We start from the raw sequence: 16,754 nt of genomic DNA, 5'->3' as shown, positions 1-16,754 counted from the left end.
AACCTGGGGGGCAATTTTTTATATTTTTTTGCGTAGTCTATCTTATCCCTTACACCTCAATCATGACACGAATTAAAACCTCTTTTATTCTTTTTTGCAGCATACTTTTGTTGTTGCAGGCTTGTAAAACCCAAAAATCTACAACACCTACTCCCAAAGAACCTTCGGAAGTAGCACAAGTACCCCAACCTGAAAGGCCCGAAGCACCTGCTGAACCACAAGAAATTCCTACACCACTTCCGGTAAAAGACACCGTTGCAGTTGTTGAAGAGATTATTGAAGAACCTGTCAATCATCCACAGGCCGATAGGGAATTCCGTGCTGCCTGGGTGGCCACTGTGGCCAATATTAACTGGCCCAGCAAACCTGGGTTGAGTGTTACAGAGCAGCAAAGGGAAGCTATTGCCTTGCTTGACATGCTTAAAAAGAACAATTTTAACGCGGTGATCTTTCAGGTTCGCCCGCAGGCAGATGCTCTTTACGAGAGTGAATTAGAACCCTGGTCTTATTACCTTACAGGAAAGCAGGGACAGGCACCTGAACCTTTTTATGATCCGCTTCATTTTTGGATAGAGGCCGCTCATGATCGCGGGCTGGAATTACACGCATGGCTTAACCCTTATCGTGCACATCATTCTTCCAAAGAGATCAGTGAAGAGTCAGTAGTAAAAACTAATCCTGAGCTTGTGGTAAAGCTTAAGAACGGAATGTGGTGGATGGATCCTGCACAAGAAGGAACCAAACAACGTTCAACAGCCGTTGTAATGGATCTTATCAAGAGATATGATCTCGACGGAATCCATTTTGATGATTATTTCTATCCGTATGATTCATATAATAACGGAGAAGATTTTCCCGATGACAAGAGTTGGACAGCCTATCAAAATACAGGTGGAAAATTGACAAGAGGAGACTGGAGAAGATATCACGTAAACGATTTTATAGAAAACCTTTATAAAAAAATAAAAGCTGAAAAACCGGCCGTAAAATTCGGATTGAGCCCCTTCGGCATCTGGAGACCCGGATACCCAAAATCTGTAACAGGCTATGATCAATACGATGAGCTTTATGCCGACGCAAAACTATGGCTTAATAAAGGCTGGGTAGATTACTACACGCCTCAGTTGTACTGGAAGATAAATACCGAAGGCCAAAGTTTTCCTGTTCTCCTGGGATGGTGGGGTAGCCAAAACTTTGAAGAACGTCACCTGTGGCCTGGCATTAATGTAGGTCTTGGAGGAGATGAGAAAAATATTGATGAAACTATCAATCAGATCATGATCACCCGGGGAATGATGCCCAAAAATCCGGGAGTAGTGCACTGGAGCATTGGTCCTCTTGTAAAACATCCGGAGCTTCTAAAAAGCATTTCTGAAGGGCCATATAAAAAGCCGGCACTGGTTCCTGCCAGCCCGTGGTTAGACAATACAGCACCCGAAAGTCCTGTTGTTGTACCAGTTACTGAAGGCCAGTCAATTAAAATTACCTGGGTACCTCCCGTCAATGCTGAAGATGGTTTTAAGTATGTTGTTTATTTTAAGTATGGAGATACCTGGAGCTACAAGATTTTTGACCGCAATACTAATGAAACTAAATTTAGCCAGTATGTTGAAAGGAAGAATGGAGAAAAGGTCTTTTTAGAGGCTGTTGCCGTAACTACTATTGATCGCACAGGCAATGAAAGTGCTTTTCAGGAAATTCTCCTAAACAAGAAATTGTAATTTATAAACATTAATTCAAACCTATGACACCCCTCCTGGTCTTTGGTATCATTTTGGGATACTTCCTGCTGTTGATGGCAATTAGTCATTTCACCTCTCAAAAAGCCGATAATTCTACCTTCTTTACCGCCAATAGGCAATCCCCATGGTTCCTTGTAGCTTTTGGAATGGTAGGAGCATCTTTATCTGGGGTTACTTTTATTTCGGTTCCCGGGGAAGTTGGAAATTCTGGATGGACATACCTGCAATTTGTAATGGGAAATATGGTGGGCTATGCCATCATTGCTCTTGTTTTAATTCCGCTTTTTTATAGGCTTCGGCTGGTTTCCATTTATCAGTATTTACAGGACAGGTTTGGACAAAACTCCTATCTCACAGGCTCTGGCTTCTTTTTGATCTCCCAAACAATTGGCGCTTCATTTAGATTATTCCTGGCAGCACTGGTGCTCCAAATTGCCTTTTTTGACGCCTTTGGTATTCCTTTTTATGTTACGGTCTTTGTCACGATCACCCTTATATGGCTTTACACTTTTAGAGGAGGGATAAAGACTATTGTGTGGACAGATACCCTGCAAACCACCTTTTTACTTCTGGCAGTTCTCATCAGTATTTATATGATCATGGACCAGATGAACCTGGGGCCTGCAAGGGTTATAGATGTGGTGTCAAACAGCGATATGTCAACCATTTTTGACTGGAACTGGAAGTCTGATCGTAATTTCTTTAAAACCTTTCTCGCCGGGATATTTATCACCATCGCCATGAATGGGTTGGATCAAAATGTGATGCAAAAGAATTTGACTATTGAAAAAACCTCCGATGCTCAAAAGAACATCTTTTGGTTCTCTCTTACCTTCTTCTTTTCTACAGTACTGTTCCTCGCACTCGGAGTATTGCTTTACAAATTTGCATTAGATCAGGGGCTTGAGATCCCACAGAGTACAGATGATTTGTACCCAATGTTAGCACTTAATCACTTTGGAGTTCTTGCAGGTATTGTTTTCCTTCTTGGTATTGTGGCTGCAGCTTTTTCCAGTGCCGATTCTGCATTAACGGCGCTAACCACCTCCTTTTGTGTTGATATTTTAGACATTCCCAAACGTAAGCAGGAAAATCAGAAAAAGACAAGGCTATTGGTGCATATTGGCTTTACACTCCTCATGTTCTGTGTAATTGTCGCTTTCAATGAGGTGAACGACAGTAGTGTTGTAAACTCAGTATTTAAAGTAGCAGGATTTACTTATGGTCCGCTCCTCGGGTTATTTACCTTCGGTTTGCTCACCAAAGTAAAAGTGAAGGATAAATTTGTGCCTTTGGTTTGTATTGCTGCCCCGTTACTTTCGGTCCTGCTCGATGTAAATTCTACGGCCTGGTTTAATGGATATAAATTTGGTTTTGAAATCTTGCTGGTCAATGCGGCCATAACCTGTTTTGGACTATTCCTTTTAAAGAAGCGTACTTAAACTCATAACATCCTTAAAATGTGAAAAAATGAGACCAATAAAATCATTGACAATTGTTAGCCTTCTGTTATTCATTTCTTCAGTTTCATTTGCTTCGAAAATAAAGGATGACAGTATATTTATTAGGGTTAACCAGGCGGGTTATCTCACAGCAGATACAAAAGTGGCTATTGCTTTTTCTGAAGCTTCAGTGAAAGGTAACTTCAATCTTTATGATGCCGAAACAGGCAAGAAAATTTTCCGCGGAAAAATAGTTCCTTCAGAAGTAAAAGCCTGGGGAACATTTTCTCATTACTACAGCCTTGATTTTTCTGAAGTAAAAACTCCCGGGAAATATTTTATTAAAGTTAATAATAACCGTTCCAAAAGTTTTGGGATTGGGCGGGAGCATTCTTATAAAGATTACCATGAAGATCTCATTGGGTTTATGAGACAGCAGCGCTGCGGTTACAATCCATTTCTTGAGATGGTTTGTCATCAGCGTGATGGCAGGACCATGTACGGTCCCATGCCCGATTCTACTTTTGTAGATGTTAGCGGCGGCTGGCATGATGCAGGCGATCAGTTAAAATACCTTATTACGTCCAGCAATGCTACCGCCAGGATGCTGAAAGCTTATGAACTGGCCCCCGATAAATTTGGTGATAAAGTAAATGAACTGGGGCAGGAGCAGCCAAACGGAATCCCCGATGTGCTTGATGAAGCCAAATGGGGGCTGGACTGGATCCATAAAATGCATGCCGGCCCCGATATGCTTTTTCACCAGGTCGCCGACGATCGCGATCACCTGGGGATGAAGTGGCCCGATAAAGATTCTTCAGATTATGGCTGGGGCCCCAACAGTTATCGTGTGGCCTACTTTGCAAATGGAAAACCACAAGGTCTAAGAGAACATAAAAGCAAAGCTACAGGAATAGCAAATTTAGCCGGTAGATCGGCTGCTGCCATGGCCATTGCTGCCAGAATTTGGAGAGAAGAACTCAATGATCCTGTGTTCGCCCAAAAATGTGAAAATGCAGCCTTGGAACTATATGCGATGGGAAAAGAGCAGGAAGGGTACCAACAGGGAAATTCTTATGGCTCCCCTTATCGGTACAATGAAGATACCTGGGCAGATGATATGGAATGGGGTGCGGCCGAACTCTTCAAAAACACCGAAGATCAGGAATTTTTAGAAGACGCCAAACGTTATGCACGCTTAGCCAATACGGTTTCTTGGACAGACAAAGAGGATGCTGAACATTATCGTTATTATCCATTTATCAATGTTGGTCATTTTGCCCTTTATGAGCATGTAGATCAAGAAACAAAAAATGAACTGGCAGGATACTACCGTACCGGAATTGAGCATGCGCTGGAAAGAGGTGCCAAAAATGCCTTCCAGATAGGTGTGCCTTTTATCTGGTGCTCCAACAATCTGGCGGTAGCACTTACCACACAAATTATCCTGTACGAGAAAATGACTGGAGATAGTCAGTACCACGATTTTATGCTGGCACAACGCGACTGGCTTTTAGGAAGAAATCCCTGGGGCACCTCCATGTTCATGAATATTCCTGAAACCGGCGAATATCCCGAAGATGTGCATACCAGCGTCTGGTTTCTTACCAAAAAAGAAGTTCCGGGAGGATTGGTAGATGGACCTGTCTATGCTTCGGTTTATAATAGTTTAACCGGGCTCCACCTTGCAGAACCCGACGAATTCAGCCATTTTCAAAATGATTTTGTAGTTTACCATGATGATTTTGGAGATTATTCTACCAATGAACCCACTATGGATGGAACTGCAGGAGCTATTTTTATGATGGCTTATTTTGGGGAGCCACAAAAGGAGTAACGAGATGTATTTAAAGACTCATGCTTATAATCTGGAGCTTAAGAACACCTTTAGGATAAGTCATACCTCGAGGGATTTTCAGCCAACGCTCATCGTGGAGCTAAGCGACGGGAAATACACAGGCTATGGAGAGGCTGCGGCAACCTCCTATTACGGCGTTACTGTCGAAGGCATGGCCAAGAAAATATTGTCTCTCGAAAATGTCATTTTAGAGAACTTACATAAATCGCCTGAAGCACTGTGGGAGATCACAGCACCTTTTCTTAAAGACAATTCCTTTGCGCAATGTGCGCTCGATATCGCAATGCACGACCTGCATGGAAAAAGGAATAATTTGCCGCTTTATAAGATGTGGGGGCTCTCTCTTGAGAATATTCCGCTTTCCAATTATACTATTGGGATCGATACTGCGGAAAAAATGGTGCAGAAGATTCAGGAATTTCCGTGGCCGCTTTATAAGATCAAATTGGGGACCGACCATGATGTGGAGCTTGTAAAAGAGCTTCGGAAGCATACGGATGCCATTTTTAGGGTAGATGCCAATGCCGCCTGGACTGCTGCACAAGCCATTGAAAATTCAGTTTTGCTGAAGGATCTTGGGGTGGAGTTCCTGGAACAACCACTTCCGGCTAAAGATGAGAAAGGCATGGCTGAAGTTTATGAAAAGTCAGTTTTACCTGTTATTGCCGACGAAAGCTGTATTACTGAAGCCGATGTAGATAAGTGCGCCCGTTACTTTCACGGGATCAACATTAAACTCACCAAGTGTGGCGGCTTAACGCCAGCCCGGCGTATGATAGCCCGCGGGAGAGCTTTAGGACTAAAGATCATGGTGGGCTGCATGACAGAATCTACTGTGGGAATTTCGGCAATTGGCCATTTACTACCTTTACTGGATTATGTGGATATGGATGGCGGAATGCTTATCAAAAATGACATTGCCCACGGTGTAAAAGTTTATGATGGCAAAACCCATTTTCCCGACAGGAATGGCACCGGGGTAGAACTCTACGAGAATCTAAAACTGAGCTTATGAAGCTGCGTCAATTTGGAAATACAGATCTTTATGTTAGTGAAGTAGGTTTTGGAGCCTGGGCAATAGGGGGTGGCGCCATGGTTGGAGATACAGCCATAGGTTGGGGAGAAGCAGATGACCAGACCTCCAAAAATGCCATTTTTAAGGCTCTTGACAGAGGAATTAATTTCTTTGATACGGCCGACATCTATGGGTTGGGCCATTCCGAAGAATTGATTGGTAAAACTCTGGGTAACCGGGAAGAAGTAATTATTGCTTCAAAAGCCGGAAATGTTGCCCGCAGTGGCCAGTTTGGAACAGATTATTCTAAAGATCACATTATAAAAGCTTGTGAAGCCAGTTTAAAAAGGCTTAGGCGGGAGACTATAGATTATTATCAATTGCATAGTGCCGGGCTTTCTAATTTACAGGATGGTGAATGTACTGAAGCCATGCAAATGTTGCAAAAACAAGGAAAGATCAGGTATTGGGGATTGTCCCTTAATACTTATGAACCAAACCCTGAGGCAGAATATTTGATGGAGAATAAGCTGGGCAGCGGTTTTCAATTGGTTTTAAATATGATCAACCAAAAAGCCCTGCCGCTAACAAAAAAGGCTTCTGAAGCAGGCTATGGGATCATTGCACGCATGCCTTTGCAGTTTGGCCTGCTTACCGGAAAGTTTGATACAGGCGCAGAATTCCCCAAAAATGATCACAGGAATAAAAGGCTTACTCTGGAAGTGATCGACGCTTATAAAAAAGGGATGAAAGATATTTTGCCCCTATGTGAAAAGTACGGCCTCACCAAGACTGAACTTGCCATGAGCTTTATACTAAGCCATTCAGAAATCTCTACAGTAATTCCCGGAATAAGAACAGCAGAGCAGGCAGAAAAGAACACCAGGGGCATTACACAACTTCAGGAAGAGGATTTGCAAATGATCAAAAATGCTGATTTAGATTCATTGATGGAGAAGATCATTCAGCAGGGATAACCGTGTATCGCGAAAGAAGCATTTAATAGTTATAATGGAAATGAATAAAATTTAAACTTATGAAATCAATTAGAAATTTCACCTTTTTGGCACTTCTGCTTTCGGTCTCTCTTTACTCCTGCAAAGACAGGGAATCTTCAACTTCCGAAGAAAATGAAGCAGATCAATATATAGCCGAGGTTAAAGATGAATATGCACCTGATTCCCGCGTAGCGCTTTTCGACATAGAAGCCAGGCAGGAGGGAGATGTATATGTACTAAAAGGAGAATCCAACATGCCTGAAGCAGTTTCTACCTTAAAGCAAAAATTGGACGCTCAAAAAATAGCTTATAATGACAGTATAGCCCTGTTGCCTTCAGCCGATTTAGAAGGAAAGACAGAAGGGGTGGTGAAGATCTCTGTAGCCAATCTCCGCTCAAAGCCTACACATTCTGCGGAATTAGTTACGCAGGCTACTATGGGAATGCCGGTAAAAGTCTACAAAAAAGATGGTGGCTGGTATTATATTCAAACCCCTGAAGGCTACCTTGCCTGGGTAGATTACGGCGGAATCACTCCCATGACCCCACAAGAATTGAGCGAATGGAAAGCTACCGAAAAGCTCATCTATCTGCACACTGCAGGATCTTCGTATGAAAAGCCTAATGAAGACTCACAGGTGATTTCAGATCTCGTTGCAGGAAATGTTCTGGAGCTTGTAGGGGAAAATAGAGGATTTTACGAGGTGAAATACCCAAATGAAAAAACAGCTTTTGTAAAAAAGGAGGAAGCCCAGGCTTATGAGCAATGGCTTACCACTTTAGAACCTACGGGTGAAAACCTAATCGCAACAGCAAGAGATATGATGGGTGTGCCTTATCTGTGGGGGGGAACTTCTCCAAAAGGAGTAGATTGCAGCGGCTACACCAAAACCATTTTCTTTCTTAACGGAATGGTCTTACCCCGCGATGCGTCCCAGCAAATTGTGGCAGGGCAGGAGATTGATTCGGTGAAGAACTTTGAGAATCTTAAGGCAGGAGACCTGCTTTACTTCGGAAGAAAAGCTACAGATACTACTTCAGAAAGGATCATCCACGTAGGAATGTGGATTGGAGATAACAAATTCATCCATTCAATGGGCGAAGTGCATATCAGTAATTTTGATACCACCGCTACCGATTTTGATGAATACAACTACAACCGATATCTGCGCACCAAGAGAGTTCTTGGCACCAATGATGAAAAGATCATCTATCTCGCGCAGAGCGATCTTTTTACAGAAGATAATACAGACTTCAAAAAATAACTCTAAAAAAGCGGCTTTTCAGGCCGCTTTTTTATTGTAAGCCGTTGGGGAAAATTGCCACGGAAAGTTTTTAAGTAATAAAATTAATTAGATAAAAATGAAGCAATTGAATTCTTACCTCCTTGCAATTTTATTTGGTTTCACCTCTGTATGTATGTTTGCCCAGGAGAATACCCGGCAAATGCTGAAGCAGAAAACAGAAAAGCAGCTCGAGGAGATCTTCAACAGCTCTCCAGCTATTTCGGGTATGGTAGCCATTGATCTTACTTCTGGAGAGAAGATCAGCTGGAATCCTGATGTTCAGTTTCCTCAAGCCAGCTCCATAAAAATTCCGATCCTTATGGAAGTCTTTAAACAGGCCAATGAAGGTGAATTTTCCCTTTCCGATCCTTTGCCTGTAAAGTCAGAAAATCTTGTAGGCGGTACCGGGATCCTGAAACATCTTGAAGATCCTGCACCTTTAAGCATTAAAAACCTCGGAATTTTAATGATCGCCCTAAGTGATAACTCTGCCACCAATGCATTAATAGACCTGGTAGGCATTTCAGAGGTCAATAGCACGCTGAAAAGCCTTGGAGTAAACAACACCCTTCTACAGCGAAAAATGATGAATTCTGCGGCTTCTGCAAGAGGCGAGGAAAACTTGGCAACACCTGAAGAGGCTGCAAAAATCCTTCAGCTGTTATACAACGGTAAATTTATTAATCCTGAAGTTTCGAAGGAGATCATCGAAATCCTGAAAACGACCGGCAGGGAAGACAGCCGGCTCGCTGCCGGAATCCCCGAAAGCACTTCAATAGCTTTCAAACCCGGATTTATTGACGGAGTTTCCACAGAATGGGCGATTGTTCTATTGGAACAGCGGCCTTATGCCGTTGCCATGATGGAAAGTCATAAGGTTAAAGGGGAAGCAGAAGAGGTGATGGAAGAAGTGTCAAAGATTCTGTTCAACTATTATTGGAGGATTGGGAGTGCCAGTGAATATGGTACCTATGTAAAGTAATGATCAGGGAACAATGATCCAGTATTAGGGAATATTGGGCTAAAGCCCTGAGGATGGTTGTTTTCTTTACCCATAGCTGAAGCCATGGGCTATTCAAATGATTTTCGAATCCTCGGTCTCTCTATTTCTGCGGCAATAACTCCAGCACTACCAGGTAGGCACAATGATCTGACGCGATTTCATCACAAACTACTTTTTTCTCAAGTACCTTCCACCGCTTTACAGGATAAAACATGATATAATCGATCTTTCTTTCAGGTGCGTGGGAAGGGAAAGTAAATTCTGGAGCTGCTTTGTCATAAGTTGACGTCCACCTTTCTTCAAAGATGTTGATGGTCTCACTCCCGGGAATATCATTTAGATCACCGGCTAAAAGGATTGGAAATTTGTCATTTTTGAGAATTGAGTTGATCTTTTTTGCCTGTGCTATCCGGTCAGGGCTGTTTTCTACATGATCTAAATGAGTTCCAATGATCCTGATGGTGTCTCTGCTTCCCAACACCATGTTTGCGGCAACAGCGATTCTTGGTTCTTTATCAGGAGCACCTGGTAGCGCTATTTTCCCGGTTTCGAGGAATGTCCCGCGGTAAAACAGAGACTGTCCGTATTCTCCGCCGTCAAAATCCACTGCTTTGGCAAAAATGGAAGACATTCCTGTTTTTAGTGCCAGTTCAGTATTAATATCCCGCTTCTCGACTCTGTTGGTCCTGAAATCTACTTCCTGCAGGGCAATAATATCCGGCTGTAGTTCATTGATCACTTTAGCAACCACATCGAGATCATTGTTTCTTTTTGTGGTTGCTCCGTGTAAAATATTGTAGGAGAGAACTCTAATAATGGTTCTCTCCTGAATATTTTCCTGAGTTCTTCCGGGACTGGGGAAGAGTAGAAAGAGTGATAGAATTAAATAACCTGCCGGAAATCTCATTTACTACCAGTTTAGAAGCACCACTTTTCCATCCATTGTAGAAGCGATCAGGGATTTTTTGTTTATAATCCTAATGGTATTGACCATGGAATGGTCGATCTTATACTTCCAGTTTATTGCTTCGGTTGAGGGATTGAGGCTGTATACCACGCCATTTCTGGTACCAAATATGATCTGCCCATCCTGTTCAAAAAGCATGGAAGGCACGTGATCATAGCCAAATTTGGCATTGATCCTTTTAAGCATTTTTGGTTCCTCTTTTTCAGTAGCAAAGATCACCACATCATCATTCATAGTCTTTCCAAAAAGGCGTTTTCCATCTTTAGAAATTCCCAGGGATTCTCTTACTGTAGCTTCATTGGTTCTCCAAAGCGTTTCTCCTGAATTTGCATCAATTGCAGAAAGATACCTGTCTGGAGCCACAATATACACCACTCCGTCTTGTGCTACTGGAATAACCATAGCAGGGGAAAACATACGGTTTGGAGAATCATTGTTCCATTTCCAATTGAGGGTTCCGGTTTCTTTATTAAGCGCGTAAAGATTCTTGTCCCAGGCACCAAAGATCACCTGGTCTTCGTAGATAAGAGGCGTGGAAACAACAGGGCCATTCAGGCCTTCAAAAACCCATTTTTCGGCACCTGTTTTAGCATTTAGCGCACGGAATTTTCCATCACTTCCACCTATATACACAACATCGTCTTCAACAATAGGCGAACCTAAAACTGAATGTTCTGTTTTTGTTTTCCAATTAAGTTTTCCTGAAGCCGCTTTGAGGGAATAAATATTTCCGTCGCCAGATCCAAAGATCACTGTATTACGAAATATGGCAGGAGAAGAGAATATTCCGCCCTCAGTCTCAAAGCTCCACACGGTTTTTCCTGTTGCTTCAGAAAGTGCTTCTACTTTACCGGTGCTGTTTCCGAAGATCACCATTCCATCGATATATGCCGGAGTGGAAATCACATTAGCATCTGAATGGTACTCCCATTTCTTTTGAACCTGTGGGAAAGAATCATTCACGGCATAAGAAGGTCTTTCATAGACGTTCTCATTTTGAAAATCTCTATTTCCAAGGGGAATTTCCCGCCATGCATCAGCAGTTTCGCCTCCGGGAGTACGCTCTCTAAAAATGGCATTTTCAAAAGTTATTTCTACAATGTTATATCCGCCCACTTCCTGTTTTGCACGTAAGTTTGAACGTCCCATGGTACCGGGAATACTTTCAAAGTCCAACGCTATGTTTCTATGACCGTGGCCGCAAATGGAGAATTGGGTGTTATAATTCTTCAACCGGTCTGTTGCTTCATACCAGTTGTCAAGGCTGTTGTCTAAAGGATAATGGTTAACGAAGATGATAGGTTGATCTTTGGGAGTCTCCTCAAGCACTTTGTCCAGCCAAACAATTGCATCTCTGGGGATGTGCCCGTCAGACATTCTCACGTAAGGCCCCGAGGCACAGCCAATGATCTTGTAACCTTCATGTTCAAACACAAATTTGTCATATCCAAATTCGCGGATAAAGCTCACGCCCCCCGATTCTGACCAGCCGGTGTCATGATTTCCGGGCAGGATGTACCATGGAATTTCCAGCTTATCTATAATACTTTTAGCAAGTTCAATTTCATCATCGGTTCCCATTTCGGTAATATCACCGGTGAGCAGGACGAAATCCAGGCCTTCAAGGCTGTTGATGTCTTCCACTGTTCTTTGCAGGTCTTCTTCAGCCACGCCATTTGGGGAGCCAATATGGGTATCGGTTACAAAAGCGAATTTAAATTCCTGCGCTTGCAGGCAAAGGTTGAAGAAGAATAGAATTCCGAAGAAGATCTTTTTCATTCCAGTAGTTTAAAGTTAGTACAGTAGGTATTGTGCTCTTTTTTGCCTGAAGCTTTCCAGGCCATTTTTCCATTTCGCAATAATTTCTTCAGGTGAATTTCCTGCGTCGAGCATCTCACGCACTTCAGAAGTTCCTAAAAGTCCGTCGAGACGAGGTTGCCGCCACGCCATTTTTTCAGGATAAAGGGTTTTTAGAGCATGCAGAATATAGACGCCGGCTTCGGTCGATTTAAAAATGTCACGATCTGTTACGAGCATTTCCACCCCATTTACCTGCTCTCCCAGAAACTTTGGAGGATAGATCTTAATTCCGTCAACAATACTGTCGGGCATAAACATGACGGGGCGAAAATCAACACCTTTTAATTTATAACTGTTCAATTGATCGGCTAATTCCCGGCCTTTTACCCATGGTGCCCCAATACGTTCAAATGGATAGAGAGTACCACGCGCTTCAGAATATTCTGTGCCTTCAAGGAGGCAGGTAGCGGGATAGACTACTGCTGTTTGCAGCATGAGCATATTGGGAGAAGGCTTTACCCACGGTAATCCTGTTTCGTCATACCACTGATTCCTTTTATAATTCTGAAGGGGAACCACTGTTAAATTTGCCTTTTTTAAACCTTTTTCTTCCCTTTCACCATTGTACATCATGGCGAGTTCTCCTATCGTCATTCCGTGAGTAACAGGAATAACACCTATACCTTTTTCCGCATCAAGTGCTTTGCCCACCGGCCCATAAACATAAGTGGCGGAAATAGCATTGGGACGGTCAAGAACAATGAAAGATTTGTCATTTTCGGCAGCTGCTTCCTGTACCAGGAGCATAGTTTTAATATAGGTATAATATCGGGCTCCTATATCCTGAATATCAAATACAACCACATCTACCTGCTCTAGCATTTCGGGAGTGGGTTTCCGTGTTTTTCCGTAGAGAGAAATAATAGGGAGTCCTGTTTTGTTGTCTGTACCATTGGCAACATGAGTATCTTCTTCACCTCTCAATCCATGCTCGGGGCCAAAGAGTATATTTAATTCAACATCTGGATGGTCATTCAACAAGTCGATAAGGTGAGTGCCATCAGGTAATAATCCGGTATGATTTGTAACCAGCCCCACTCTTTTTCCTTTTACCAGGTGAGCAAAGGCCGGAGAAAAAAGTTGCTCGGCCCCAATTTTTACCCGGGGATTGTGTAAGTCCTCCACCTTTTTTCTAAGCGCAGGCAACAGCCGGTAGAGGTCTGTGCCCGGGCAGGTAGTCTCTGCCTGATCTTTGTGTCCTGAAATAGCTTCTGCAGGGATTTTATATTTCTCAGCTATAGCCAGTACAAGTTTTTCGAGGTTCTCTACTTGTTTGTCGTTGATCTTTTCCTGGTTGAAATTTCCCTCTACTACAACCAATGCATGGCCGTTGAGGTTATAATTGGTATTGGAATCTCCCTGATACTCAAGCTCCCTTCCTTCAGCTACACTGCCATCAACACCAATGTAAAAGTGGTATGGCACATCGGGCCACGGCTTTTTAGGTGTTCCGTCCCCCAAAGCTCCTTCACTGTAGGAAAACTTCTGAAGGGCCTGTAGCTTTTCTGAAGTACTGCGATCTTTATTCTGAAATGTGCCCGTGTGGTGAATAGTGATCATACGGGGAATGTGCCGGATAACTTCCATTTTTGGAGGGTTGGCCTGCCATTCCTTTCGGGTTATAATGTCTATACCTTCTACCTCTATTTGCGCCGTGGCAGAGTTACTAATAAGGAGTTGAACCACTAAGGCAAAAAAGAGAGCTTGAAATCGCATTTTTTAAAAGTATTTTTGATAAAGATTATAAAGGATCTTAAGGTCCTCGTCTGTTAATTCAGAATTGATGTCCTTTTGAATAAAATGGATCTTAAAAGATTGAATAGCTGCATCTAAATCACTAACATCATAACCAATTACCCGCAGGGCGAGTTTTGGATCTATTGTTAGGTGAAGGGAATCTGTTTCTTTACCTTCTTGCGCAATTTCACTTCCATTAAGATCAATCTCCCTGATCTTATTTCCCGGTACAAGGCTATCTCCAATTACTTTTGGTTCCACCTCAATATCATCATACCAGTAGCCAAAACCTTTTTTAGCCAATTTCTCCCAAGGAAAATTAGGGTTTGGATCTACTTTTCTGCCGGGGGCAATATCTGCGTGACCAATAAAATTTGGTGTGGGTATGTTGTGTCTTTCTTTAAGAACACTCAATAACTCTATAAGGCTTTCAATTTGAGCATCGGCAAAGGGTTCAAAGCCATTATTATCTAGTTCTATACCAATAGAGGAGGAGTTAAGATCTGTATCATTACCCCATTTCCCTGCGCCAGCATGCCACCCGCGGTAGAAATCGTTGAGCATTTGGTAAATTTTGCCGTCACGACCAATAACGTAATGAGAACTTACAGAAGTGCGGCGAAGGGTAAAGGTTTTTAAGGTATGATCAACAGAATTTTGTGCGGTGTGATGAATGATCACGTAATTTGGTTTTCGCAGACTAAAATTCGTAGTGCCAACAGGATAGGGGCCATAATCCAGCAGTGTGTCATCTGAATGTTGCTGCGGAAATGTTTTTAAATTCCGTGCATATTCCCGGGCCTGCTTTTTATGTGCGCGGTTGGTTTTTGAATAAGGGTTGGTACCGCAACCTATTAGTAGGGATAACAGGAGGGTACCAACCCAGATTAAATGATTTTTTCTCATCTTAAAACTGCCACTTGACAAAGGCTTCCATGGCTTCGTAATTTGCAAGGCCTAACTTGTGGTAAGCCTTTGCTGTTTCACGATTTCTATCTTCTGCTCTTTGCCAGAATTCTCTTTCGTCATCTCCCGGGAATACAGGACGGTCTTTTTGTGACTGGTGCTGGAAAATCGCATCGCGTTTTCTTTGCACTTCCTGAGGTGATAAAGGAACTGCCATTTGAACTTCATGAGTTTCAAATTCATGCCATGCACCACGGTACAACCATAGCCAGGTATCTTTGATCCAGTCTTCAGTTTCTTTTAGTCGCTTTAAGGCTTCTACCACAATATTAAAACATACCAGGTGGGTGCCGTGTGGATCGGCAAAATCTCCTGCTGCAAAAACCTGGTGTGGCTTTACTTTCTTCAGCAAGTCCATGGTAATTCTCACATCTTCATCTGTGGGAGGGTTTTTCACCGTTTTTCCGGTTTCATAGAATGGTAGTGCCATAAAATGGATATTGTCATCTTGCAATCCTGCATAACGCGCTCCTGCGATAGCTTCTGTCTTTCTTATAAATCCTTTTACATCCCTTATTTCAGGAAGGTCTAATTGGTTTGGCTGTTTGGTCTTAAGGAAATTCCGCATTTCATCGTAGATCTTTTCCAGTTTGCTGCTGTCTTCTCCAATACTTTTGTTGAAGTCAATCGCAAATTCCACATAACGCAAAACGTCGGTGTCCCAAACGGCAGTATTGCCAGAGGTTTGATAAGCCACGTGCACATCATGTCCCTGATCTACCAGTCTAATAAAAGTTCCTCCCATAGAGATCACATCATCATCTGGATGAGGGGAGAAAATAAGGGAGCGTTTTTGAGCAGGTTCAGCTCTTTCGGGACGCTGTGAATCGTCGGCATTGGGTTTTCCACCCGGCCATCCCGTAATAGTGTGCTGCAGCTGATTAAAAACGTTGATATTTATGTTATAGGCCGGCCCTTTTTCTGTAGCCAACTGCGCCATTCCATGAGTGTTATAATCTTCATCGGTCAACTTCAGAATGGGTTTATTGACTTCAGCCGAAAGCCAGATGACTGCTTTACGAATAAGATCATCATCCCAGCTACAGTCTTTTACCAGCCACGGAGTATTGAAACGGGTTAGTTCGGCAGCGGCATCATGATCGAGGACAAACTCAGTATTTTCTGAAAGCTGCAGGTAAGTGGCAGGAACGTCGCCTGAAATTTCTCCTTCTACTGCCTTTTTAATGATAGAAGCTTTTTTCCTGTTCCAGGCCATAAGGATGATCTCCTTGGCCTTAAAAATGGTTCCAATTCCCATCGTGATGGCTTTGGTAGGAACATTTTCTTTTCCTCCAAAATCCCGCGATGCATCCCGTCTGGTAAGATCGTCAAGCGTTACAAGTCTTGTTCCGGAGTTAGGGGCCGATCCTGGTTCGTTGAAACCTATATGCCCGGTTCTACCTATCCCCAGTATTTGTAAGTCTAACCCTCCCAGTGCTTCTATCTGGTTCTCATACGCAATACAGAAATCTGCAATCTCTTCTTTTTCAAGTGTACCATCAGGAATATGGATGTTCTCCTTTTTGATATCAATATGATCAAAGAGATTTTCTTTCATAAAAGTCACGTAACTCTGCCGTGACTCAGGATTCATGGGGTAGTACTCGTCAAGGTTAAAGGTGATGACATTTTGGAAACTAAGGCCGTCTTCCTTGTGACGGCGCACCAGTTCTTCATAAACCTGTACCGGAGTAGCTCCCGTTGCCAGGCCTAATACAGCCATTTCTCCCCGATCCTGTTTTCTTTTTATCAGGTTGGTAATGCGATCGGCAACTTTAAGGGAGGCAATATGTGCATTGTCATAGACACTAACGGGAACTTTTTCAAAACGTGTTTCTTCAAGAAGATTTAATCTTGCCATAGTATTTGTAGAGGTATAA

At 42.8% G+C, this 16,754-nt stretch carries 12 protein-coding genes; 7 read left to right on the top strand and 5 right to left on the bottom strand.

Features of this window, described 5'->3' with window-relative positions; all coding sequences use genetic code 11:
* Positions 1 to 62 precede the first annotated feature (62 nt).
* From ACQ93I_RS05310 to ACQ93I_RS05280, 7 genes are all read left to right on the top strand, one after another.
* The gene (locus tag ACQ93I_RS05310; protein ID WP_266069814.1) at positions 63 to 1,721 is read left to right on the top strand and encodes a glycoside hydrolase family 10 protein; all 1,659 of its coding nucleotides are present in this window, start codon (positions 63 to 65) and stop codon (positions 1,719 to 1,721) included.
* Between the two features lie 23 nt (positions 1,722 to 1,744).
* Positions 1,745 to 3,184, top strand: a complete 1,440-nt coding sequence (locus tag ACQ93I_RS05305) for a sodium:solute symporter (protein WP_266069815.1) — start codon at positions 1,745 to 1,747, stop codon at positions 3,182 to 3,184.
* 28 nt (positions 3,185 to 3,212) lie between these two features.
* Complete coding sequence (locus tag ACQ93I_RS05300; RefSeq protein ID WP_266069816.1) at positions 3,213 to 5,021, top strand: glycoside hydrolase family 9 protein; 1,809 nt, start codon at positions 3,213 to 3,215, stop codon at positions 5,019 to 5,021.
* Positions 5,022 to 5,025: 4 nt separating this feature from the next.
* On the top strand, positions 5,026 to 6,057 hold the full coding sequence (locus ACQ93I_RS05295; RefSeq protein ID WP_266069817.1) for a dipeptide epimerase: 1,032 nt from the start codon (positions 5,026 to 5,028) through the stop codon (positions 6,055 to 6,057).
* Positions 6,054 to 7,034 carry an aldo/keto reductase gene (locus ACQ93I_RS05290; protein WP_266069818.1) on the top strand — a complete coding sequence of 327 codons (981 nt, stop codon included), beginning with the start codon at positions 6,054 to 6,056 and terminating at the stop codon, positions 7,032 to 7,034. Before ACQ93I_RS05295 ends, ACQ93I_RS05290 begins: the two co-directional genes overlap by 4 nt.
* A 59-nt stretch (positions 7,035 to 7,093) precedes the next feature.
* A complete protein-coding gene (locus ACQ93I_RS05285; protein WP_266069819.1) occupies positions 7,094 to 8,320 on the top strand; it encodes a C40 family peptidase in 1,227 nt (408 codons plus the stop codon).
* A gap of 97 nt (positions 8,321 to 8,417) precedes the next feature.
* Positions 8,418 to 9,323, top strand: coding sequence for a serine hydrolase (locus ACQ93I_RS05280; RefSeq protein WP_431697512.1), 906 nt, complete (start codon positions 8,418 to 8,420; stop codon positions 9,321 to 9,323).
* Positions 9,324 to 9,444: 121 nt separating this feature from the next.
* Here the strand turns inward: ACQ93I_RS05280 and ACQ93I_RS05275 are convergent, their stop codons facing one another.
* Genes ACQ93I_RS05275 through nagB form a run of 5 tightly spaced genes read right to left on the bottom strand, consistent with a single transcriptional unit; the run spans position 9,445 to position 16,735 of the window.
* A complete protein-coding gene (locus ACQ93I_RS05275; protein ID WP_431697511.1) occupies positions 9,445 to 10,251 on the bottom strand; it encodes an endonuclease/exonuclease/phosphatase family protein in 807 nt (268 codons plus the stop codon).
* A gap of 3 nt (positions 10,252 to 10,254) precedes the next feature.
* A complete protein-coding gene (locus tag ACQ93I_RS05270; protein WP_431697509.1) occupies positions 10,255 to 12,090 on the bottom strand; it encodes a PQQ-binding-like beta-propeller repeat protein in 1,836 nt (611 codons plus the stop codon).
* A 15-nt stretch (positions 12,091 to 12,105) separates the two neighbouring features.
* On the bottom strand, positions 12,106 to 13,887 hold the full coding sequence (locus ACQ93I_RS05265; protein ID WP_431697508.1) for an exo-beta-N-acetylmuramidase NamZ domain-containing protein: 1,782 nt from the start codon (positions 13,885 to 13,887) through the stop codon (positions 12,106 to 12,108).
* 3 nt (positions 13,888 to 13,890) lie between these two features.
* Entirely contained in the window at positions 13,891 to 14,814 is a 924-nt protein-coding gene (locus ACQ93I_RS05260; protein WP_431697507.1) for an N-acetylmuramoyl-L-alanine amidase, read from the bottom strand.
* A 1-nt stretch (position 14,815) separates the two neighbouring features.
* Positions 14,816 to 16,735 carry a glucosamine-6-phosphate deaminase gene (nagB, locus tag ACQ93I_RS05255; RefSeq protein WP_431697506.1) on the bottom strand — a complete coding sequence of 640 codons (1,920 nt, stop codon included), beginning with the start codon at positions 16,733 to 16,735 and terminating at the stop codon, positions 14,816 to 14,818.
* Positions 16,736 to 16,754 lie beyond the last annotated feature (19 nt).

This window comes from Salinimicrobium sp. WS361 (assembly GCF_050750585.1).
Lineage (GTDB): Bacteria > Bacteroidota > Bacteroidia > Flavobacteriales > Flavobacteriaceae > Salinimicrobium.
This window is presented reverse-complemented; position numbering and strand designations above follow the sequence as displayed.